This window comes from Fictibacillus terranigra (assembly GCF_030412265.1).
Lineage (GTDB): Bacteria > Bacillota > Bacilli > Bacillales > Fictibacillaceae > Fictibacillus_C > Fictibacillus_C terrinigri.
The window spans coordinates 37961-60704 of the sequence record NZ_JAUHLN010000008.1 but is presented as its reverse complement, the minus strand read 5'-3'; the positions used below and the strand labels follow the sequence as shown (position 1 = coordinate 60704).

The window sequence follows — 22744 nt, the reverse complement described above, 5'->3', positions numbered from 1 at the left end:
CTCCCATTCATTCAAAATAGAACACTATTGTTTATCCTTATTTTACCAAGGTGTTCCAATTAGTACGAATAAGAGCCATGCAAGACCCGGCCCAAGAGCGATGAAAAGGCCTGCAATCATCAAGAGCTTCCTGAAGAATGAACGTTCATTCACACCTTGTACGTTTGCCATGATCAGGGCTCCGTTTGTGGAGAATGGACTGATATCAACAACACTCGCCGCAACGGAAAGTGCTGATACTACACCGATCGCTGACATGGTCGGATCTTGCAGAATTGGAGCTGAAAGCGGGATAACGGCTGCCAGGAATCCTGTTGTAGAAGCAAAAGCCGATATTACCCCCCCAACATATGACGCCATAAGGGATGCAAGTACTGGATTTCCGATGCTTGCAATTTGGTCAGTCATGAATTCCATCGTCCCGACTTTTTCCATAACACCTACATACGTCATGATACCCGTTACCATTAACATTACGCCCCAGGGCATTTGCTTGATGATATCCGCCTGGTTTTTAGGAGCCATCAGGGCCAAAACAAGACCGATCATCAATGCGCCGAATCCCATATCCATATCGAATCCGATAGCCAATGTAATAAGGAGACCGATTCCAAGCAGCGTAGCGATTTTATACCAGGTTGATTCGTTGCTTTCAGTTTTTGCATTTACCGCGCCAGCTCCGCCTTCTGCGGCAGCCGCCACTTCCAATTCGGCACCGGTTCGGGGTTTAAGCAACCTTAGCCCCCCGAATGCAATGAAGACAACCAATGAAATTAAAACGTAGAAAATAAAACAGTTGATAAAAAGCATGATAGGTGAATGAGGTATCTTTTCAGATTTCATGATACCGTTTACTACCAAACCAAAGATATTTAGCGGAGAGAAGGAGCCCGCATACATTCCGGTAGAAATCAATGTACCCATTAGAATAGGATTGATTTTGTGTTGATAAGCCAAACGCAGCGCGATTGGGAATAAGATCGGGCCAACGGCAACGGTCGAAGCTCCCACTGCGGATAGCAGGGCACTCAAGAAAAACAACACCCACGGAAGGAGCCCTACATTCCCTTTTACCAATTTAAGCCCGCCTGAAATGATCATGTCGAGGGTTCCGTTGTTCAAGGCAATTGCGAACAAATATGTGACCCCTGCCAAAAGAATGAACATATCGACCGGAAAAGCCGCGTAAAGGTCCTCAAGGGATAACCCGCTCACATATGTACCAACGATAAAAGCTGCCACAATACCTAAAACGCCCATATTCACCGAGATGACTGAGCCAATGATGAACATGGCTAACAGGACAATAAGAGTAATGATTTCCAAACTCATAGATTTCGCCTCCTGATTTCAATTGTTCTAAAATGTATTTGGCGATCAGTGCATCGGTTGTGCAGATAGCCTGAAGTTGCATGTCAGTCTAAAGCGCTTACATATTTCTTTTAAAAACAACCCCTTATCCCCCCTATCAATTTACGACAATGGGGACTTGGATTTGGGGACTGCTGGAAAGTCTGAACAAAAGGGTTCAAAATGATAATCATAATATTATTTCAATTTCTTTAGAAAAGCCTTCTTAAATGATCCTCTTTATTCCCCCAGATTCAGAACTCAGTTCTTAATAACCTTTATGTAACTTACTCTTTCGACCCTTTCAGTATATAACGCAACAAGCCTCCGCCCTTTCCTTGAAGTATATAAATTTAACGCATCTTCTGTGGGGGTCTGTCCCCCACCGGATTAACGCATTACCGCACCAGGGGTCTGACCCCAGTGTTAACGCGGTGCTGTAGTCGGCATATCAGTTGCATCGATAACCTGTATTTTTTCTGCCACTGCATCCCCGACTTGGTTTGTGTTTGCGGTTCCGCCCATGTCAGGCGTCAGTGTGTTCCCTTCAACCATTACTTGTTCCATTGCAGCCAATATTCTTTTACCCCAATCCTCATGGCCAAAGAAATCGAGCATTTGGCTTGCTGACCAGATGGAAGCCAATGGATTCGCAATGCCTTTGCCCGCGATATCCGGTGCTGAACCGTGAATCGGTTCAAACATCGATGGGTATTCCCGTTCTGGATTGATGTTGGCGCCTGCTGCAAGCCCTAACCCGCCGGAAATGGCTGCCCCTAAGTCCGTGATGATATCACCGAACAGATTGGAAGTGACAACGATCTCAAAGCGCCATGGCTGCTTGACAAAGAACATGGCTGCCGCATCAACCAAATAGGAATGCGTTTCAACATCAGGATACTCTTTCGACACTTCGTCAAACACTTGATCCCAAAAGACCATGGAATAATTCAAGGCGTTCCCCTTGCTAATGCTTGTCAGAGATTTTCTCTGCTTGCGGGCTTCCTCAAACGCATATCTAATGATCCGTTCAGTTCCTACGCGGGAAAATACCCCGGTTTGCAGTACCACCTCATGAGGTTTTCCTTTAAATAGCCAATCTCCGGCCCCAGCGTATTCTCCTTCACTATTTTCCCGGATGACCAGCATATCGATCTGATCGCGGGATACATCGTTCAGAGGGCATGGAGCCCCTTCCAACAATGTGATCGGACGCAGATTGACATACTGATTGAAGCCCTTGCGGATTTTTAGTAGTAAATCCCAAAGCGAAATATGGTCGGGAACTCCCGGATAACCCACTGCTCCAAGATATATGGCATCGAATGAGCGAAGCTGCTGCAAACCGTCAATCGGCATCATCTGCCCGTGATCAAGATAATATTCACAGCCCCATGGAAAGTGAGTGAATTCAAATTCAAATGAACCGTCCAGTTCGGCCACTTTGTCCACCACTTTTATCCCCTCGCTGATTACCTCCGGCCCGATACCGTCTCCTGCAATAACGGCAATTTTATATATTTTTTTCAACGTTTCGCTCTCCTTCCCGATTTGGGCTATTAAAATTTCCCGGATAACAGGTGGCCTGCGTTAGGTACTTCAGTGGAAAGGTTTAATTCCTTCAATATTTTATATACAGTTGCTACGCCGGCAGACAAAACGGGAAGGCCAAGACGGTCCTGAACCTTTTGGATCGCGGGAAGTGATGGCATCTGCACGCATGCCGATAATACTACAGCGTCAGCTCCTTCAATATTCAGGCGGTCCGCATGGCCAATCAGGTTTTCGGGATCAAGGCGGCCCACTTCAAGATTATCCGCCACTTCAAGGCTGATCGAATCAATGACTTCAATGCCGGCACCGTTCAAATATTCAATGACTGTTTGTGTGAGTGGTTTCATATACGGGGTGATGATGGAAACCTTTTTAGCCCCGATGGTTTCAAGCCCTTCAATTAATGCGCCTGCACTGCTGACGATCGGAGCTGCCCCTCCATTGACTTCAGTAACCTTTCCTAAACGTTCTTCAGAAATTTGATGGTATCCCGGACCCTGGCACATTATAGCGACGAGACATGCATATGCAAGCACGTCACAGCGGGCGTCAGAAAGCTCAACAGCGCATCGGTCGCTATCCACGTCCATCTTTTTCAACTCATCCGGGTTAACATGCATCATCCTCATGCGTGCGGAGTGGAATGTAAAGGTTTCTTCCGGCTTGATTTGCATTCTTGATTGAAGCATTGCCGGAATTTCCGTTTCCATTGTAGTATTTGAACTTGGTACGATAAGACCTACTCGATAATTTTTAGTCATTATGATTCCTCCTGATTACATTTGTGGTTGGTTTACGTTGATTTTGTGAAAATGCCCGGTTAATTCTCTGCTGGTCAGCGGTTTTACGATTTCTACACAAGAAAGGAGTGAAGAAAGGTCGATTCCTGTGTCGATCCCCATTTCGTGAAGCATAAAGACCACATCCTCGGTTGCGACATTGCCTGCTGCTCCTGGAGCGAACGGGCATCCGCCAAGCCCGCCGATTGATGTATCAAATCTTGTCACCCCTGTTTGAAGTGCTGCCACAACATTTGCCTGTGCCAGGCCATATGTATCGTGGAAATGGGCAGCAATCATCGCTTGCGGCTGCAGTTCATCAAAAATTCGGCTAAATAAGCCGTATACCTGAGCTGGGTTTGCCCTGCCGATCGTGTCGCAGATCACGATCTCATCCACTCCTGAACGGTCAATTCGTGTCACCATGTCCATTACAAGATCGCTATCCACCTTTCCCTCATAGGGACACCAGAATGAAGTGGCGATATTATAACGAAGGAAAATCCCGTTATCCTTTGCCTTTTCCACGACAGTATCGAACTTATTGATGGATTCTTCCCTTGTCATTTTGACATTTTTGATGTTAAAGCTGTCACTTGCGCCGACTACGAGAGAGAGTGCGCGTACCCCGTTCTTGATTGCGCGTTCATACCCCTTTTCATTTGGGATCAAGGCCATATACTGAATGGAAGGATCTTGTTCAATCCCCTCCAGGACTTCTTTGGCATCCTTCATTTGAGGTACATAAACCGGGTGTACAAAGGAAGTGGCTTCCATTCTTTTAATACCGGTCTTGTTTAAAGCATTTATAAGTTGAATCTTTTTTTCGGTCGGAATAAAATCGGCTTCATTTTGCAGCCCATCCCTTGGGCCGACCTCTATGATTTCTACCTTTTTGGGCAAATCCATATGTATCATGCTCCTTTAACGATTTAAGAGATTCCTAGCTTCTTCGCAAGGTATGGCTCCAGGCCGCCAAGCTTAACCATTTCAATTAAATGCTCAGGCAGTTTGGTTCCTTTATACTCGGTCCCTTTCGTATGGTTTATGATTTTCCCTTCCAAAAGGTTGATTTCAAGCTCATCACCTTCCGAAATGACAGAGGTATCCGCCATTTCCACTACAGGCAGCCCTACATTGATAGAATTGCGGTAAAAAATGCGTGCAAAGGAATATGCAACTATGGCGCCAATCCGGTGATGCTTTAATACCATCTGCGCTGTTTCCCGGCTGGAACCTGAGCCAAAGTTATGCCCGGCTACCAAAATATCACCCGGCTGGACTTTTTCAGAAAAGGACGGGTCGATCGCTTCCATTGCATGCACTGCCTGTTTTTCCACAGGCAAACTCATATATTGGCCAGGCGAAATGATATCAGTGTTGATGTTGTCGCCATATGTCCAAACTCGTCCCCTAATGATGAATGACATTACACCATGACCTCCTTAGGCAAATACTTTCTCGGGTCAGTGATTTTCCCTTCGATCGCTGTCGCGGCGACAGCAGCAGGCGACCCTAGATAAACTTCTCCCTTTGGACTCCCCATCCGTCCCCTGAAGTTCCTGTTTGAGGAAGACATGACCACTTCACCGGCCCCGATGACTCCGCTTGTAAATCCGCCGCAGGCCCCGCATGAAGGCATGTTCACAATGCATCCTGCCTCCGTCAAAATGTCCAGGATCCCTTCTTTGTTGGCCTGCATCCAGATATGCTGGGAAGCAGGTACAACCAGGCAGCGAATGTTTTTTGAAATCTTCTTCCCTTTCAGGATTTGTGCTGCAATCCTCAAGTCACTGATCCTGCCGTTCGTACAAGAACCTAAATAAACCTGGTCTACTGCCTTTCCTTCCACTGAACTCACTGGATGAACATTATCCACTTCATGCGGACAGGCTACCTGCGGTTCCAATTCAGAAGCATTGTAATATAAGACCCTTGAATAGGCAGCGTCTTCATCACTGGAGATCATATCAATTTCTTCCGTTACTCCCTTTGACCTTAAATATTCCGCAACTTTATGGTCGGGCTCAATCAATCCGGTTTTAGCGCCCGCTTCGACAGCCATATTGGATAATACCAATCTTTCATCCATCGATAACTCGCTGATCGCACTTCCGGAAAACTCAATCGTTTGGTAGGTTGCACCCGCATGTCCGAGATCCTTTATCGTTTTAAGTACCATATCCTTGGCATATACTCCATGAGGCAGCCGGCCATCCCAAACGACTTTTATAGTTTCAGGAACCTTCAGCCATGTTTCGCCTGTCAATAAAACACCGATCATTTCCGTAGAACCGATGCCGGTTGCAAAAGCCCCCAATCCTCCTGCCATGCAAGTATGGGAATCAGTCCCCAGTATCAATCTCCCCGGACGCACATGACCATGTTCTACAATGACCTGATGGCATGGCCCTTCGAACTCATAATAATAAGGAAGCTCTTGATCCCGTGACCAATCCCTTGTAAATTTAAGGATATCTGCCTGCTGCACCGTTGCCGGAGGCGTACAATGATCAGAAACGACAACGACCTTTTCTTTATCGAACAGTTTCCCGCCTAATCTTTGAAATCCCCCATCCACAAGCCATGGTCCCAAAAGGTCGTGCATCATGGCAATATCAACCTTGACCCATACAATATCCCCTGCTTTGACATTTGCCTGGCCAGAAGCCTTTGCAAGGATTTTTTCTGACATTGTCATTCCCATCGTTATTACCCCTTTTTTAGATAATCCCTTTTTCCCTGAGAACCTGTATATCTTCGGTGGATAAATTGGTTTTGTCAGCGAGCACTCCTTCGGTGTGCTGGCCTAATTTTGGGCCTGCCCATTCGATCTGGCCTGGCGTTTCACTCATCTTAGGTACGATTCCAGGCATTTTTAATTTCCCAAGCTCCTCCACATTGACTTCCTGGATCATTTGGCGGGAATGGTAATGCGGATCATTTACAATATCTTCAATGGAGTATATCGCTCCTGCCGGTACCTTTGCTTCATCCAGGTGCCTCATCACTTCATCAAAAGGCATGCTCTTGGTCCAGTCTTCAATTAAATTATCAAGGTAGTCGGCATGTTCGGACCGTTTTGAATTATTTTCAAAACGGGGATCCTCTGCTGTATCAGCCCGGCCCATAGCGTTCATGAGTCGCTTGAAGATTGCATCTCCATTAGCCCCGATGACGACATACTTGCCATCCGCACATAAATATGTGTTAGATGGCGTGATTCCCGGCAGTGTGCTTCCTGTCCTTTCACGAATGACTCCTTTACGGTCAAATTCAGGAAGTGTGCTTTCCATCATGCTAAAGACAGATTCATATAGCGCTACGTCAATGACTTGTCCTTCACCTGTTTTGTTCACATCTCTGTGAAATACAGCCATCAATGCCCCTATCACAGAATAAAGTGCCGATAGAGAATCCCCGATACTGATTCCAACACGCGTTGGCGGGCGGTCAGGATAACCGGTAATGTAGCGGAGCCCTCCCAGGGCTTCAGCAATCGAACCAAATCCCGGTTTATCCCGATACGGCCCATCTTGACCGTATCCAGACACACGGATCATGATCAATCCCGGATTGATTGCCTTCAGGTCTTCGTATCCCAACCCCCATTTTTCCATGGTGCCAGGCCGGAAATTTTCTATTAATATATCGATCTCTTTTACCAATTCGCGAATTAGCTGCTGCCCTTCTGCCTCACGCAAATTGATCGTGACCGATTTCTTATTGCGGGACTGGACATACCACCAAAGGCTGGTTCCGTTTTCTACCACGCGCCAATTGCGGATTGGATCCCCTGTTTCTGGAGTCTCGACCTTAATGATTTCCGCACCGAACTCACCCAGAAGCCTGGAAGCGGATGGTCCTGCGATCAATTGCCCCATCTCTAAAACTCTTAATCCTTCAAGCGCTTTTTTTCCCATGGTGAACATCTCCTGAAATAAAGTTTTGTTATTATGTATTTTCATTAATTACAGTAAGCGATTTCATTTTTTCTATAATACCCTTGGGAGAGTTAACTGTCAACAGTTAACAATAAACAATTCAGACTTTATTCTTACTATGGAAGCAATAAACAGACCTTTGTCTTACTGCATGAAAAGCTTTGATATAAATTGGAACTATTGTACACTTAACCTATAAAGAAATATGAACGTAATCGCAGAAAACAAGAATCGCAGGGGGATATTTTATGAGAGAGATAAAAAAAACCGAACCGCTCCATAGCCAGGTTTATCATATAGTAAAAGAAATGATCATGGAGGGGAAATATCAGCCTGGTGAACGTATGGTAGAAACAAAAGTGGCAGAAAACCTGGGTGTCAGCAGGGGTACAGTCCGGGAAGCGTTTCGTATGCTTACAAAAGATGACCTGCTCGCCCAAAAAGAAAATAGTTTATTTGTGTACCACCCTGATGCCCAGGATATTTTGGATATTTACGAATGCCGGAAAAGCCTGGAGTCTCTTTCAGCCAAACTAGCAGCACGAAATATTACAGATCAACAATTAGAACAGCTGGAACAAATCATCAATGAATCAAAAAAAGCCCTGGCCATGCCTGATACGCAAAAGCTCACAAGCTTAAATCAAAAATTCCATGATACGATTGCCTTTGCTTCCCGAAATAAGCAGCTCATTCAATTATTTGAAGTGATTAACGCGAAGGTGCTTTATATACGAAACTGTATTTTGAAGGAACGCTCAGAAAGTTTTGCCGTATTAGTGAGCGACCATGAGGAAATTTTTCTCGCCCTAAAGGAACGGGATCCGGCAAAAGCTGAAGAAAAAATGGAGGCTCATATCCAAAGAAGTTTAAAGGTAGCGAATACTGCCTTAAGTAAGCAAATGGACGAGCCGGAATCTTCGTTAGGTTAATTAGATATTTGTCTTATTTTCTTTATAGGTGATTCTGTCCGTTCCCCAAATCCTTTAGTTGAAGTCAAAATGATCGAACCACGTTCATACCTGCTTAATATTACTTGAAACAAGTAATGTGCACTGTGCGAATCCAGTTTTATATAGCCAATTTAATCGATGATAAGGACTGATGATTTTACAAACGTTCTTATCTTTGTCTCTAGTTTCTCCTGTTGGTCAGCTTTTCTTAATCGGTTAAGGCAGATAAATACGGCTATGTTCGAATCAAAAACAAGATCTACTCATCTTCCCCGCGCTTTGCTAAACAGAAGGTTTTGGCAAAGATTTCGTACAACCAAGTGAAGCTATTGACCGAGGATTTCAACTTGATTGTTAGCCATGAACGGTTATATGGAGAGCAAAAACAAGGTAAAATGGCAGACGTATCTTGAGCAGTGTACGGTTCATGAAAAACAGCAAGCTCTCCAGCTTCTCTCTGTATTCTTGAAGGAACATGACTTTCAAACGCCTACAGAAGCGTTGCGTCTTGCCTCCGAGCGCGGTCATCCTTCGGTCGACTCCATTAAACAAATCTTCTATCAGCCTCTTAATGGGAGAGGTCAGCGAAAAGAAATTGATGTGCAGAAGTCTCTACCTGATGTGCCTTCTGCCGTTAGAGGGCTGTCCCATTATGATTATTTGATGGAAACACGCGGTGACGCAGGATGAACCCACACATTCAAGAATGCGCTAAACGCTTGAAGTTAAGCTGGACTCGGGAGCATTATCATGAGATTAAGGCAGAGAGTCACGAAGAGTATTTATTGCGGTTAATGGAACATGAAATTCAGCACCGTGAGGAACGAAAAACCAACCTTCTGCTTCAGCAGGCAACGCTGCCGAAGGTGGCCGGAATCCCGTTTGACTGGAAGGACATCAAGCTGGGGCAAGGTTTAACGAAAGATTATATTCTGCATGGTGGTTTTTTGGAGAATCAGGAAAACCTGATCTTTTATGGCGGGGTTGGAACAGGAAAGACGTTTCTGGCCAGTCTAATTAGTCTTTACGCCATTCAGCAACAGGGAAAGAAAGTGAAATTCTATACGGCGGCATCCTTAGTGAATCAGCTCTTGGATGCCCACGAGAAAGGCTCGCTGAGCCGATTGTTCAAGCAGATTGAGAAACTGGATGTACTCGTCCTGGATGAATTGGGATATATTCCGCTTCATAAACAAGGAGCAGAACTCCTCTTTCAAGTCATCTCTATGTGTTACGAAGCAAAGAGCATGATCATCACAACCAATCTTCAATTTGGGCAATGGAACCATGTGTTTGGCGATCCCATTTTAACAGAAGCTGTCATACACCGCCTGATTCACCATTCACATCTGGTGGTGTTCAGTGGCGAAAGCCATCGTTACCGGGAATCGTTGCTTCAAACCAAGTAAAAATGGAATATAAGAGCGATGTTGGCAAGACAGCATTTTTAATTGCCATTTGATGCATTTTTATATTGCCAAATACAATACTGGGAAGAAAAAAGGAGGAAAAAAGACAGCCGAGCTTCTTTTCTCTAGGTTTTATTCGTTAAAATCCAAATGTACCCATAATCGTATACGCAAGCATAAACGCTTGTGAAACGCATAATATAAAAAAAGCTTTTATTCACCTAAATGAATAGAAGCTTCCTTTATCTCTATTTTTATTACGCAAATAAATTAACAAGAAATAAACAGAGAAAATTCCTAACGAATCAATAACTACATCATACAAGCGAGAGCAATCGCAATGTTTAAGAGCGGCCGTGGTTTTACAGGTGTTGGATGTTCTTTTACGGCTGCTTTTGATAAAACGGTAACATTGTCCACATTGATACGGTCGCGAGACTCAAAATGAGAGGCATCAATAGCCACGGCTTCATCTAATAAACCCTTCTTGAATGGCTTGTTGGAGAAGAGATTCCTGAACTTCTTCAAAGGCATTGCACTCGCTTAATTTAGCTGTAAAACGGGAGAAAGACGCTTCCGATGAAATTCGATCCGAGAATAAGAACCCGCAATCTCATATCCTGCTTCAGGCGTTTAACAAGATCTTTAATGGTAGGAATTCCCTCTGAAATACGGGCGACCAGTCCGTAGAACATGGCGGGATAATTCAGCTTTGCAGGCGCACCGTAAACGTTTTTTTTATGAACGGCTCGCAATAATGGCTCGATGTGAAGCATGGAAAAAACATGTTCAAACCGTTTACATGGTTCAATTCATATAAATCCTGCATGTCAACCAGGCTTCCTTGTCGTACCCCTCTTCTTATTTATGTTCGTGTTCGTTTGGTCACTTACAATATACAAGAATTGGGGGAGGTAATCTTTTTTTCATGCTGAAACGCTTGAGACAAGGGGTTTGAATTGTAAAATCATTCATCTATGAAATTGGAAAGTTTTTTTATTTTTCGGTATAATGTGGTTCGGCCGATGCCAAGAATTCTTGCGGATTCCGATATATTTCCGTCGGTTTTTTTCAGAACTTCAATAATTTCTTGAGATTCTTTGTGTTTTAGTGAGGAGTTTTTAATTTTAGGTTGTTGATAGCTCGATAAAATGTATGTAGGGAAACAATCAATATCAACCAACCCATCTTTTGATAAAAATGCTGCTTCTCGTAGAGCACCTAGTACCTGACGAACGTTACCTGGCCATGTGTAAGTCCCAATTAAGTGTTTTGCTTCCGCAGAAAAAGTAAGAGTCTTGTTTTCAAGTTCTTTTTCAACTTGTTTTAACAGTAGCTCAGCAAGGTTCAATCGATCGGTTCGCTCTCGAAACGGAGGGAGCATAATTCGTACACCTTGCAAACGATAAAATAAATCAGAACGAAAACTACCCTCTTGAACTTTTTTCCATAGATCTGTATGAGTTGCTGTAATGATTCGAACATCTAGGTCAATCGGCTTTATACCACCGATCCGTGTGATGGTAAAATCCTGCAATACTCGCAAAAGAGCAATTTGCATCTCCTTTGGCATTTCCCCGATTTCATCAAGGAATAGAGTTCCCCCATTAGCTTGCTCGAATTTCCCTGGATGGCCTGACTGCTTAGCTCCAGTAAAAGCACCAGCTTCATACCCAAATAATTCACTCTCCATTAAACTATTTGTAATTCCTCCGCAATTCAGAGCTACAAATGGCTTGTTAGAGCGTGAACTAGAATAATGGATCGCTTGGCTAATCATATCTTTTCCTGTTCCGCTCTCGCCCGTTACCATAATCATATAGTTCGTAGAGCTTGCGTTTCTAGCTGTGTCAATAACTTTTTGAAATACCTCGTCTTCCCCATAAATATTATTAAAAGCATCGTTGTTGTTTCTCATTGGTTGCTTAGAATTGACAGATGGTTTTGATTGCGAATTATCTTTTGAAAAAGTAAAAAGTGGAATACGAGAATCGTGCCAAATAGAACAAAGCAAACGACTTTGTTCATTATCTTTTTTGTGAAGGAAAATTAAGCCTTTATGCACTTCTCCGTTCAATATACTATTGGCTCCTATTAATACATCATCAATATGTATCTTTTCTGGAATCAATGTTTCTAAATTTAAAAGATTTCTTGCTTCTCGATTAGCACCTGTGATGAGACCATCTTCATTTAAAGCCAGTAAGGCTTGATAGTTTGGTTGTTGTTCTGAAGATAATGAGAGAATAAGTTGAGGATTAGGTTGGCGAATAAGAAACGAATCCTCTATTGTTCGGGCCATGTTATCTATCATACAGAGCATTTGAGGTTGATATAGGTCTTTGTAGCCGCTAATATTTAAAACCGCTAACAGTGTGCCAGAAGGATCAAAGATAGGAGAGCCAATACAGTAAAGCTTATGATGTGCTTCTAAATAATGCTCTTTGCCTACGACAGCAAGCGTCTTTTTCTCGATGGAAACCGTGCCAAGTGAATTTGTTCCCCGTATTTTTTCAGAATAACAAGCCCCATTCTGTAAATATATTCTTTTGGTGTCTTCCAAAAATTTCGGTTCGCCAATATTTTCAAGTATAAAACTATTTGTATCGGAGATAATTACGACCGAACCTGAGGGTTTTATCCTATGAGCTAATTGTTCAATTGTTGGATGAATATCGTTTAGAAAAGCTTCTTTTTTTTCCTTATATTGTTTGAACTCATATTCAGAAAGAATAGCGTCTTTGGCACTTGTGAAGCTGGGTCTATACATTTGACTTCGTGCCCATGACTTTAATAACTGTTCGTTGGATCCGACCATAACAAATCTCCTTTTTTGCAGAATATTCAGTTATAAAATAATGTATCATGTTCCATCTGATCCTGTACACATGTTTCATAATGGTACAACACTTAAAAGTTAAAACGTGTATGTAAGCGGTTTCCGTTTTGGCACAGTTTTTGCATGAATTAATATTGAAAGCAAACTTCACTTACCTAAGGAGGAATGCGATGCAATAATAGACTATTTAATTAAGGGTTACCAACCACATATAGGGCGGACTAAAAATTCCTAGACTCCAAGTTATCATCGTTGGTTTGAAGCTTACTTTGTCACTGGTATGTATCCATTGAGCACAGGAAGTTGGTTGATGAGATCAAAGCTTACGGTTATATTTCGACATCAATTAGCTGGTTGGCTCAAAAAACGTCTATGTAAACTTTAAGGTTAAACTAAAAAAATGGGGGAATTTATTATGAAAATTACCGCAGCAGTTGTTAATGGAATCAATGAAGAATACCAACTTGAAGAGTTAACACTTGGGCAGCTTTATCCCGATGAGGTTGTTGTGAAAATGGTAGCATCAGGCATTTGTCATTCAGACGAGGCACTGCGTATGGGTGACGCAGCACATCCGATACCTGCTGTTTTCGGTCATGAAGGGGCAGGCATTATTGAGAAGGTTGGAGACGCCGTCAAAAACTTCAATGTGGGTGATCAAGTAGTAATGGCTTACAATTACTGCGGTACATGTGCGGGTTGTCGTACTGGCCATCCGTCTTCCTGTGAGGAATGGACCACGTTAAATTTTACTGGTGCCCGTCCAGATGGCAGTTACATTTTTTTTAAAGCAGATGGGACACCAGTGTCAAACTTCTTCACACAAAGTTCGTTTACCACATATACCATTACAAATAAAAATAACTTAATTAAAGTAGATCCAGAAGCAGATTTGCGTTTGGTGGCCCCGCTAGGCTGTGGCTTGTTAACCGGTTTTGGTACCGTACTTAATGGATTAAAGCCAAAAACCTCATCCTCCTTTGCTGTATTTGGTACAGGAGCAGTTGGACTTGGTGCACTCATGGCAGCAAAAATTGAAGGGGCTTCAATCATTATCGCAGTTGATATTCATGACTCTCGCTTAGAAACAGCCAGAGAACTTGGTGCGACACACACCATAAATAGTAGGACTGAAAATTTGGAAGAGCGTATAGCTGAAATTACAGAGGGTCTAGGGGTTAACTATTCAGTCGATACAACAGGCATTTCAGCTGTTATGAAAGCATCCATTGATGTTCTTGGGATTGGTGGTGTTAGTGCACCTGTAGCTGTAACACCAAACTCCGTTGAATTTAATACCTTTATGGACTTAGTACTGGCAAACCGTAAGCTAGTAGGTGTCTTAATGGGTGATGCAGTGCCACAACTTGCGGTTCCACAGCTTATTCAATACCATAAAGAAGGCAAATTTCCATTTGATAAACTAGTGAAGTTATATAAATTCGATGAAATCAATCAAGCAGCTGCAGATTCCAATAGCGGTAAAACTATTAAACCAATTTTAATTATTGATGAAAGCTATCGCAATGCTGAACCATTGGTGTCGAATAAGTAATGTTTCGTATCTTTGCCTTTTGAAGCTCGGGTGTAAGAGTTTACTGAAGGTAATTATTTAATGATTATTATTTCATCTTTCTTAGGGTTAATCAGATATTGTTAACTGGTTAACCTTTTTTACATGTATTGAATGATTGCAACGGCTGACGTTATCTATCACTATATTGGAATGATATAGAGGAGGGATTAAAATGAAAAGGGAATACTTAATTGCCCCGGAGTATTACAACTTTACTGAAGAAGCTGAAAAGTTTGCACATAAGGATAATAGAATTGCAATTATATGGTTGAATGAACTAGGGGATCCACTGGAAATCGTATATTAGTTAAGCAAACAAATAAATATGCTAACGCTTTATTGAAAGATAGACAACGATACCTCTGTCGTGACTGCGGAAAGTCTTTCAATGACATTTCAAATACCCCTATTTCATACTTGCCGTTCCGCTTTACCTTTAAGCTCCCGAATGTATACAGCCTAACCCTTCATTAAAACGGGTTTCCCTAATGGTGATAAACGCATCTTTGGCGCAAGTTACGCGATATATGATCCGTTTTGGGCACTACCTTCATTATTTCTCACAGGAACATCGGCAGCGGTTGGGATTGCTTCGATTAACTCCATCGCCACCCTGGGCGGATTTGTTGGTCCGTATGTGCTAGGCGCAATAAAAGACGCTACCGGAAGTGTATACGGGGGACTTTATATTATTGCAGCAGTTTTTGTTATTGCGGGTGTCATTACTCTTAAGTAAAAAAAGTTATAAAACAGGATAATCAAAATCGAGGAAACACAAGCATTTCCGCTTGCAAATTTGTTTATGTTTTTAATTTCGAAAGAAATTATTTTTCGCCTCTCTAAAAAAAGAGGAAGGAGATGTCCTTCCCTTCCTGTAAATATAGCCTTTTTCTTTCAGACTAGTGTATTCGGTCTTCGTATTAATGATATGTGTAATTGTCTTGCAGTCTTTAAAACCCTAATTCGGCGTAATTAGCCTTTTATGCTCTTGTTCACACACGTTTTTCGATTTAGAATCCCTCTAGCTAACATCTAATTAGTCTAATTTAACAAAAACATATAAAAAAGGCTCTGGGAGATTTCCCCCACAGCCTTTACCTATGATAACAGTGAAATCCGCTCGTAATACTTCTCAACCAGTGCCTTATTATGCCCGTCTGCACCATCAATATTTCCGCTCAAAAAGACCGGCGGTTTAAAACCCTGATCTGCCATGAAGGTGATCGCTTCTGCGAAAATGGCGTTTAAGATAGCGGCGCCAACCACGGTGGAAGTGGGCCCGAATGGGACGGCCACTTTATCATAGGACAAAATGGCATCCCCTTTTGCGGAGTAATTATTAATAACGGTATCAACTGAGTTAAATAAATGCTTCCCACTTTTGTGGCGGGATGGCTGGCTTTGCGCGTACTCCAGAGAGGTAACACCAATGACATATGCGCCTTGCTCGCGGGCGTACTGAGCAACATCAACGGGTACTGGGTTTCGCCCAGAAGTCGACAAAACAAAGACCACATCTTCGGTGCGCACATCCTGCTCCTTCAAAAACTCACTTGCATAGTCATTTTGCCGCTCGTAATGAGACGAACGCAAGGCGCCTTCATGAAGCATTAGGGGCTCCACTAAAATGGGCTTAATTGGGACAAGCCCACCCGCCCGGTAAAAGACTTCTTCCGTTAAAATGTGGGAATGACCACAACCAAACAGCTGAATAATGCCTCCGTTCATAATCGAAGTCGCTACTTTTTTAGCCGTGAGCCTCATCTGATCTCTTTCATGTTCCATAACAAGATCGAGCTGTTCCTTGGCCTTTTCAAAATAGGTGGTGAGCATGTTATTCTCCTTTCATCTCCTTGATCAGCTGAACCATATTTTTAATCGCAATTTTAATAATTTTCTCGCCTTTTTCTTTTGTTGCCAGTGTGGCATCCCCCAGGACTGCGGAAGAGGTAAACATCTCCCATGGGATTGGCGTGATATCCGCGCTCGGAGGAATGTGAGGAATGTCAGAAATGGCTTTTGACATATCAACGAACTCTTCCGCGAGATACTGCATATACGACGTTTCAATTTCGCATGCATGAAAATAGGTGGTATGCGCGGTCGGGGTTTCTCTTACTTCTTCCGTTACCTGTTTGACTCCCGGATAAAAAAGATAAAGCACTCTAAAGTCGGGAAATTTGTTGTAAAGCTGTCGTGCTGCTTCTTTCAGGGCGACAGCATTTCCCAGATGACCATTGAGCATCACAAATAAACGGAACCCTTGTTCATACAGGCTTATACCCATATCAAACAAAAAGCGGATAAGAGATTCATTGGTGATATTGATGCTTCCAGGAAAGTTTTTCAGGCTCCATACCTGACCGTATGGAAGGGTAGGTAGCACCAATGCACCCGTTCTGGCGGCCACTTTTTCGGCGAGCCGTTCCGCCAGATAATTGTCGGTGCCAAGGGGAAGATGTGGACCATGCGCCTCTACCGCTCCAATCGGCAAAATAGCGATCTGACTTTCATCAATCTTTTCTTTTACGGTGTAGGATGTTTCATTTTGAAACATCATCAGCTGTCCCTCCTATTTTTTAAACGTAAAACACCTTGCCGGATTGTCGATAAAGAATTTATGCACCAATGCTTCCCCATCAAAGCCTTGGCGGTTGGCATCATCAATAAATCTAGGGACCCATTTTGCGATAATGAACTCAAGCCCAGGACCGTAATCATAATGCTTATAATAGGTTTTGCGCGCCGTATCCCCGCTTACAAGAATTTGATTTTCGTACCCTTTATTGACAAGCTCAAGCAGACAATGAATACGTGTGCTTTCCGGCGCATATTTAATCTTTGCAATGCCGTCGAAGCACAGGTAAGCGCCCGTTTTTGCGATTTGCTCATGATAATACGGATCAGGGTTGCGATCCATATGGCCGAAGCTCATATAGGAAAGATTCACCGATTCACTTTTTAACAATTCAATTTGTTCAAGGGCCATGGTGCCTGCTTCCGTGTGAGAATGAACCGGCGCCTTCGTTTCATAGTGGGCTCGGGCCACAGCGCGCAATGTTTTTTCCTCTAGCGGGGCGATGCGATTATATCCTGTTCCAAATTTAACCTGGCCGGCTTTGTACGGTGTTCCTTCCAGCCCTTCTTCTACTTCCTTGACAACAAAATCCGTAAGCTCATTAATGCTTTTGCTATCAATCCATTCATTGTAGGTTTTATAGTTTCCGAGCGTTACCCGAAGTTCCGGTTTAATGTTGGCATTCCATAAAAAGCTCTTGTTAAAACCGGCCGTGCCAACGATATGAATGTCCAATTCTTCGGAAATTTCCTGAACAGCCTGTACATCCCTTCCATAATCAACAGCTGTTGCGTCAATAATCGATCGTCCGCCATGGTGCTTGAAGTCGGCCACGTCTTTTTTAGACTTTTCCTTATCATCAAGCAAAAGGTCATCTCCGTCCCGTTCCTTCCAATAAGCAGGACGGCAAACGATATGTTCATGTGAATAAGTAAATCCGAGTTCCTCTGGCGGTATGTCTCCAAGCAATGTACGAATAAAACTCATGATGAGCACCTCCAAATAAAGATGAAAGGGCAGAGAGCCATGAGAAGCCTATACCCTTGTGAATAGCTAAAAGAGAAGCTGTGCCAGGAATTTAACGATGGGTCCAAGGATAAACATGTCAGAGTCTGCGGCCCACATTGCGGTGTCAGGCACCGTGCTCGAAATCAACATTTTCACCATAATAAATTGACCCCAGGCAACGACCGTCGAGGTAATGAATCCTCCCAGGAGCGCACCACGAACACCCCCTGTTGAATTGCCAAACACACCAGCGGTTGCTCCATGGAAGAAGAGCACAATCATCGTTGGCACGAAGACATAGCTTGCCGTGTTGCCAAGAACAGCCAACCAGATTAAGGCCCCCGCAAATGCACCGACAAATCCGAGGATGACCGCGTTGGGCGCGTATGGAAAAACGATTGGACAGTCGAGCGCAGGCTTGGCTCCTGGCACAAGTTTCGTGGCGATTCCGTTAAAGGCGGGCACGATTTCACCGATAAACATTCGTACACCCAGTAACACGATAGCAATCCCGCCCGCAAACGTAAACGACTGGACGATTGAATAGATGATAAAGTTTTGGTCGCCTGATTTCGCGAGCAGCTCTTTTGCTTCCGGTGTTCCTTTGGTGGATAAAATAATGGCCCCAATAAGAAACAGCAAGCCCATGGTCAGCGCGGTAATCACATTGGAGTCACGCAAAAACTCAAGTCCTTTTGGCAATCTAAGCTTTTCTGAATCGTTATTTTTATTACCAGCCACTTTACCCACAAGCGCCGCCAAAAGAGCCACGGAAGCAGAGGTGTGTCCTAAAGCGATATTGTCATTACCTGTAATTCTACGCATGAAGGGCTGAGTAATGGCAGGCTGAAGGGTCCAGTAAATCCCCATCAGAATGGATAAAAAGACAACCAATTTGATAAACGGAACCTGTCCGGACGTATGGACAATGATTCCTGCAAAAATGGTGGTGTTCCAGAACATCATATGGCCCGTCAAATAGATGAATTTGAATCTTGTAAACCTTGCAAGTAGCACATTGATTAAAAAACCGAGGGTCATCGCAAGCGTAACTGCACTTCCGTATTTTGCGTTAAAGCCTTCTTGACCCATAAACTTGCCAAATGATTCTGCTTTTAGGTTGAAAACTTCCTTCCACATCGGCTCAAAAACATTTAAAGCGCTTACAATAACACCAGACCCGGCACCGATAATCAAGAAACCGATCACTGCTTTAAATGTCCCGCTTACCAGCTGGCTCGCATTTTTCTTTTGCAGAAAGAGGCCCAGAAACACAATGAATCCGAGCAAAATCGCCGGTGTTCCAAAAACATTGGTAGCAATCCATTTGATAATATCCATTTGTTTCCCCCCTATATGTGTTAGTAGATCTTATCTTGCAATGCCCCCTTGATCTCACTTATGTCAAAATAGTTATGGACAACAATAACATCGGCGGAGGCTGCTTCGAGCGTTTGCGCCAGTTCGTTGCTTGTGATAATGTAATCCGATGGCATGCTGGATGCAGCAGATACATCCGTATTTTCGACATCAGCGGAAATGCCGAGATCCCTTAAAACGGTTTCCACGTTCATTCGTAAAATTAAGCTAGTTCCCTGACCTAATCCGCATACACATAAAATTTTCATATGTTTATTCCTCCTAAAAAAGTTTTGTTATCTCGCTGAAGCACGGTGCGTTTTTCAGCTTTTCTATATTTGAAGATGTTCCTAACAATCTCATAAGCTTTTGTAACAATTTCAAATGCTCTTCGCTAGAAGACGCCCCAAGCCCAAATACCAGTTGAACGGGATCATTGGCTGCATGGCCAAACACGACAGGTTCCTTTAATCGCACAAACGAAACAGATGCTTCTTTTACACCATCCTCCGGCCTTGCGTGTGGCAACGCGATTTGAGGAGATAACACAAAGTAAGGGCCGTTTATTTTGTACGAGTCCACCATCGCATCGACATACCGTGGATCTGCTAAATCGTCTTCTACCAGTAGCCGGCCAGCCATACGGATCGCTTCTTCGGCCGAGGATACAGAAACATCCAAATTCACTAAATGTTCTTCTAAAAATTTCATCTTGATAATCCTCTCTGCTACAGTGTATTACCTCTTTTTCCTTAATCCGAGTATGCCTGCATCAGCTCATAAATTTTCTCAGGGGAGTTGGTGGAAAAGAGTGTTTCTTTGATTCCGGGCTCATTCATCATGGCAGTTAATTGAGATAACGCTTTTAAATGAGTATCACCGTCAATCGCTGCAAGGACAATCACAAGATGAACGCGATGTGTCCCTTGATCGGTAAAAGGAATACTATTCTTGATCCGCAACAAACTCATTCCCAATCGCTTGACACCATCTTCTGGCCTGGCGTGCGGTATCGCCACACCCGGTGAGACGACCACATAAGGGCCCATTTTCTCTAGGTTATTCATCATCACTTCAATATAGGAAGCTGTAATAGAATCGGCTTTCCGTAAAGGTTGTGAGGCCAGACGAATGGCGCTCTTCCAATCCGGGACACGTTCCTCCATCTGAATGTGTTGCAATGGAAGCAATTCACTTAATTCTGGCTTTGTTACATCCTTAGGTGGCGCAGTTGGTTTATAGATATATTGCGTTAATTCTTTATGGAGGCGTTCTTCTTCAAACACATCCGCATATTTTTTTATCATACTCATCATCGCCTGAACGGACGAACGCTGTTGCTTGGCATCGATAAGCGCATTGACCTTTTGCAGCAGACGCTCTTTCTCTGAATCTGTTAAAACAGGACTTACCACAAACACCGGTTTATCTTTTTCAGGCAAATTAATTGTTGAAATAATAAAGTCCGAATCAATTGGTTTCTTTTCATAGTCTCTTAGTGAGTAGCACCCAATAATATCAACGGTTGAAAACAGGCCTTCTAATTGATGAAGAAGGAGACGTGAGGTTCCTATCCCATTTGTGCATACGAGAAGCGCTCTTCTCCGATGTGCCGGTTTTGCGCCTATCTTTTCCATCCACCCACCGAAATGCATGGCAATCAAGGCGGTTTCATTCTTACTTACTGCTTTTCCGGCTGCGGCTTCAAGATGACAGATGACTTTACTCGAAATCTGATAAATGTCATGATATTTTTCCATAATGGAATTCACCGCATTATTTTCAACCTCAAGTTCGTACTTCACACGGTAATAGGCGGGTTTTATATGCAAAAGAAGGTGGTTCTCCACTTCTTCACGGTTTTCAAAAAACACACATGAGTATCGCTGAAAGTCCGTCACCATGTTTGATACAACCTCTGACAATAGCTTTGTATCTTTAAAATGGGTTGGGGCAAGCAGATCTTCAGAAAATTGGATTCTTGAGCTTAGTAGGTGCTTGGTAATGTAAACAACTTCATCCTCCGGAAAATCAACCTGAAACAATATCGACAGCTGGTGGCTAATGTGCTGTGCTGCATCGTATTCTTTGGTCTCCCGGAGGACGTCCTTTTCCGCCTGATTAATATAGATGTACTTTCTGTAGGCAAGCCTTTTGCCAAAAAGGAGCAGCCGAAAGCTGAGATGATGTAGAAACTCATCGGTAAACTGGATGTTAAGCTTAGTTTCGCATTCTGTTAGGATGGATTGAATGGCACTCAGTCTATTACAATCAAAAAGCCCGAATCCGTCATTTTTATCTGAGAGTATGGAAGGCAATTGAGAAAGCAAAGTTCGCCAGCTTTGCTGAGGAAGAACATGTTGCAAGTAATAAGCGATTGCTTTCCGCTTGTCGTCTTCATCTCCACCGATAACATAGCCGTCCTTACGATCAAATGAGAGGTGCAGGTTAAACCGCACTAGTTCTTCTTTTAGTTGCTTAATGTCCTCAATGGTCGTATTCCGGCTGACCCGAATCTTCTCCATTAAATCCTCCAGGTACAGCGGAGCGTCCCTGGCCATTAAATAAATGGCAAGCCATGCTTTTCGCTCTTTTATAGAAAATTCGTAATGCCAGGTTTGAAGCCTTTCAAGCTTTTTGGGAACGAGTGCGGCGTCTTTATCCTCAAGATGAAAGCCGGCCGTCCTCACATGTTGGATAGGCTTTAGGTCATTATCACTGAGCCACCCGTTGATTTTTTCAATATCATAGTAAATGGTACGTTTTGACACATTGAATTTCTCGATCAATTCATCCACTGAGATGTATCCTTGGGCCTGCGACAAATGGGACAGCATGGCAGTACTGCGCTGATCCAATGACATCATCACTTCACCTCCATTCATAAGGACAATTGCTTATTTCCACTATATAAAAAGTCACGTGTAAAGAGGAGACCAAATGTTGGATAGAAATTTGTGCAAAAATCGGACTGGAAATTTGATCTTTGTGTTATACCTATTCCGGTCTGGTAGAGGCAACTTTCTGCGCCATTGCACTCGCATAAACATTTACCAATGTCATTACCTTATCAATTTATAACAACATCGTTGCTATTATCATTTTTATTAATGTCATATGTTTATGACCACACCGGAAAATACGAACAGCGGTCTGTTGTTCGCTGGTTTTTAGGGGGAAGCGATATGCCAAAAGATGTTAGGCTGCGTTGTTTGTAGCCTTATCAGCCTGTGAGCAGACCCATGGTGGTCCGGTAAAACAGGTTTTAGAAGTGATTATGCAGTTAAAGATCTACTAACCATGTGACTAAGAAACCTATTAAAATTTTAACGGACGGGACAATGATATTTCCCCCTCCGAAAAAATAACAGGGATACCTCCAACATTTTAACGAA

At 43.2% G+C, this 22744-nt stretch carries 22 protein-coding genes and 2 pseudogenes; 6 read left to right on the top strand and 18 right to left on the bottom strand.

The window, feature by feature from the left end; translation table 11 throughout:
* Nucleotides 1–42: 42 nt before the first annotated feature.
* The 7 genes from QYF49_RS23700 to QYF49_RS23670 form a co-directional block, all read right to left on the bottom strand.
* Nucleotides 43–1332 carry an SLC13 family permease gene (locus QYF49_RS23700; protein ID WP_290402060.1) on the bottom strand — a complete coding sequence of 430 codons (1290 nt, stop codon included), beginning with the start codon at nt 1330–1332 and terminating at the stop codon, nt 43–45.
* Nucleotides 1333–1776: 444 nt separating this feature from the next.
* Nucleotides 1777–2880, bottom strand: coding sequence for a tartrate dehydrogenase (locus QYF49_RS23695; RefSeq protein ID WP_290402059.1), 1104 nt, complete (start codon nt 2878–2880; stop codon nt 1777–1779).
* A 29-nt stretch (nt 2881–2909) separates the two neighbouring features.
* Nucleotides 2910–3665 (bottom strand): maleate cis-trans isomerase family protein, encoded by a 756-nt coding sequence (locus tag QYF49_RS23690; RefSeq protein ID WP_290402058.1) that lies wholly within the window; start codon nt 3663–3665, stop codon nt 2910–2912.
* A 15-nt stretch (nt 3666–3680) separates the two neighbouring features.
* Nucleotides 3681–4592, bottom strand: a complete 912-nt coding sequence (locus QYF49_RS23685; RefSeq protein ID WP_290402057.1) for a hydroxymethylglutaryl-CoA lyase — start codon at nt 4590–4592, stop codon at nt 3681–3683.
* A gap of 23 nt (nt 4593–4615) precedes the next feature.
* Complete coding sequence (locus QYF49_RS23680) at nt 4616–5113, bottom strand: LeuD/DmdB family oxidoreductase small subunit (RefSeq protein ID WP_290402056.1); 498 nt, start codon at nt 5111–5113, stop codon at nt 4616–4618.
* Complete coding sequence (locus QYF49_RS23675; protein WP_290402055.1) at nt 5113–6390, bottom strand: 3-isopropylmalate dehydratase large subunit; 1278 nt, start codon at nt 6388–6390, stop codon at nt 5113–5115. Before QYF49_RS23675 ends, QYF49_RS23680 begins: the two co-directional genes overlap by 1 nt.
* 16 nt (nt 6391–6406) lie before the next feature.
* On the bottom strand, nt 6407–7606 hold the full coding sequence (locus tag QYF49_RS23670) for a CaiB/BaiF CoA transferase family protein (RefSeq protein ID WP_290402054.1): 1200 nt from the start codon (nt 7604–7606) through the stop codon (nt 6407–6409).
* Between the two features lie 269 nt (nt 7607–7875).
* On the opposite strand from QYF49_RS23670, the gene QYF49_RS23665 reads away from it, so the two are divergent.
* Nucleotides 7876–8559, top strand: a complete 684-nt coding sequence (locus QYF49_RS23665) for a GntR family transcriptional regulator (RefSeq protein ID WP_290402053.1) — start codon at nt 7876–7878, stop codon at nt 8557–8559.
* Here the strand turns inward: QYF49_RS23665 and QYF49_RS25930 are convergent.
* A complete protein-coding gene (locus QYF49_RS25930; protein WP_354005872.1) occupies nt 8556–8702 on the bottom strand; it encodes an ATP-binding protein in 147 nt (48 codons plus the stop codon). The two genes, QYF49_RS23665 and QYF49_RS25930, sit on opposite strands and share 4 nt — an antisense overlap.
* Before the next feature lie 123 nt (nt 8703–8825).
* Between QYF49_RS25930 and QYF49_RS26055 the strand changes: the two genes are divergently transcribed.
* The 3 genes from QYF49_RS26055 to istB are packed head-to-tail and all read left to right on the top strand — an operon-like array spanning nt 8826 to nt 9989.
* A complete protein-coding gene (locus QYF49_RS26055) occupies nt 8826–8993 on the top strand; it encodes a hypothetical protein (RefSeq protein WP_425589636.1) in 168 nt (55 codons plus the stop codon).
* Entirely contained in the window at nt 8932–9270 is a 339-nt protein-coding gene (locus QYF49_RS23660; RefSeq protein ID WP_290402052.1) for a hypothetical protein, read from the top strand. Before QYF49_RS26055 ends, QYF49_RS23660 begins: the two co-directional genes overlap by 62 nt.
* On the top strand, nt 9267–9989 hold the full coding sequence (istB, locus tag QYF49_RS23655) for an IS21-like element helper ATPase IstB (RefSeq protein WP_290402051.1): 723 nt from the start codon (nt 9267–9269) through the stop codon (nt 9987–9989). Before QYF49_RS23660 ends, istB begins: the two co-directional genes overlap by 4 nt.
* 330 nt (nt 9990–10319) lie before the next feature.
* On the opposite strand, the pseudogene QYF49_RS23650 reads toward istB, so the two are convergent.
* The 3 genes and pseudogenes from QYF49_RS23650 to QYF49_RS23640 form a co-directional block, all read right to left on the bottom strand.
* Nucleotides 10320–10415, bottom strand: a pseudogene (locus QYF49_RS23650) (capsule biosynthesis protein); the annotation flags it as partial.
* A pseudogene (locus QYF49_RS23645) lies at nt 10416–10818 on the bottom strand (IS5/IS1182 family transposase); the annotation flags it as partial.
* Nucleotides 10819–10956: 138 nt separating this feature from the next.
* Complete coding sequence (locus tag QYF49_RS23640; RefSeq protein ID WP_290402050.1) at nt 10957–12807, bottom strand: sigma-54-dependent Fis family transcriptional regulator; 1851 nt, start codon at nt 12805–12807, stop codon at nt 10957–10959.
* Nucleotides 12808–13243: 436 nt separating this feature from the next.
* Here QYF49_RS23640 and QYF49_RS23635 point away from each other — a divergent pair, with 436 nt between their 5' ends.
* Nucleotides 13244–14383, top strand: a complete 1140-nt coding sequence (locus tag QYF49_RS23635) for an NAD(P)-dependent alcohol dehydrogenase (RefSeq protein ID WP_290402049.1) — start codon at nt 13244–13246, stop codon at nt 14381–14383.
* 193 nt (nt 14384–14576) lie between these two features.
* A complete protein-coding gene (locus tag QYF49_RS23630) occupies nt 14577–14711 on the top strand; it encodes a hypothetical protein (protein WP_290402048.1) in 135 nt (44 codons plus the stop codon).
* 791 nt (nt 14712–15502) lie between these two features.
* Here QYF49_RS23630 and QYF49_RS23625 read toward each other — a convergent pair.
* The 7 genes from QYF49_RS23625 to QYF49_RS23595 form a co-directional block, all read right to left on the bottom strand.
* Nucleotides 15503–16237 carry an SIS domain-containing protein gene (locus QYF49_RS23625; protein ID WP_290402047.1) on the bottom strand — a complete coding sequence of 245 codons (735 nt, stop codon included), beginning with the start codon at nt 16235–16237 and terminating at the stop codon, nt 15503–15505.
* Between the two features lies 1 nt (nt 16238).
* A complete protein-coding gene (locus QYF49_RS23620) occupies nt 16239–16964 on the bottom strand; it encodes a creatininase family protein (protein WP_290402046.1) in 726 nt (241 codons plus the stop codon).
* Between the two features lie 12 nt (nt 16965–16976).
* Nucleotides 16977–17969, bottom strand: a complete 993-nt coding sequence (locus QYF49_RS23615; RefSeq protein ID WP_290402045.1) for a phosphotriesterase family protein — start codon at nt 17967–17969, stop codon at nt 16977–16979.
* Between the two features lie 66 nt (nt 17970–18035).
* Nucleotides 18036–19331, bottom strand: coding sequence for a PTS ascorbate transporter subunit IIC (gene ulaA, locus QYF49_RS23610; protein ID WP_290402044.1), 1296 nt, complete (start codon nt 19329–19331; stop codon nt 18036–18038).
* Nucleotides 19332–19351: 20 nt separating this feature from the next.
* Nucleotides 19352–19618, bottom strand: coding sequence for a PTS sugar transporter subunit IIB (locus QYF49_RS23605; protein WP_290402043.1), 267 nt, complete (start codon nt 19616–19618; stop codon nt 19352–19354).
* A 13-nt stretch (nt 19619–19631) separates the two neighbouring features.
* Nucleotides 19632–20060 (bottom strand): PTS sugar transporter subunit IIA, encoded by a 429-nt coding sequence (locus tag QYF49_RS23600; protein ID WP_290402042.1) that lies wholly within the window; start codon nt 20058–20060, stop codon nt 19632–19634.
* Between the two features lie 41 nt (nt 20061–20101).
* Nucleotides 20102–22216 (bottom strand): BglG family transcription antiterminator, encoded by a 2115-nt coding sequence (locus QYF49_RS23595; protein WP_290402041.1) that lies wholly within the window; start codon nt 22214–22216, stop codon nt 20102–20104.
* Nucleotides 22217–22744: the final 528 nt, after the last annotated feature.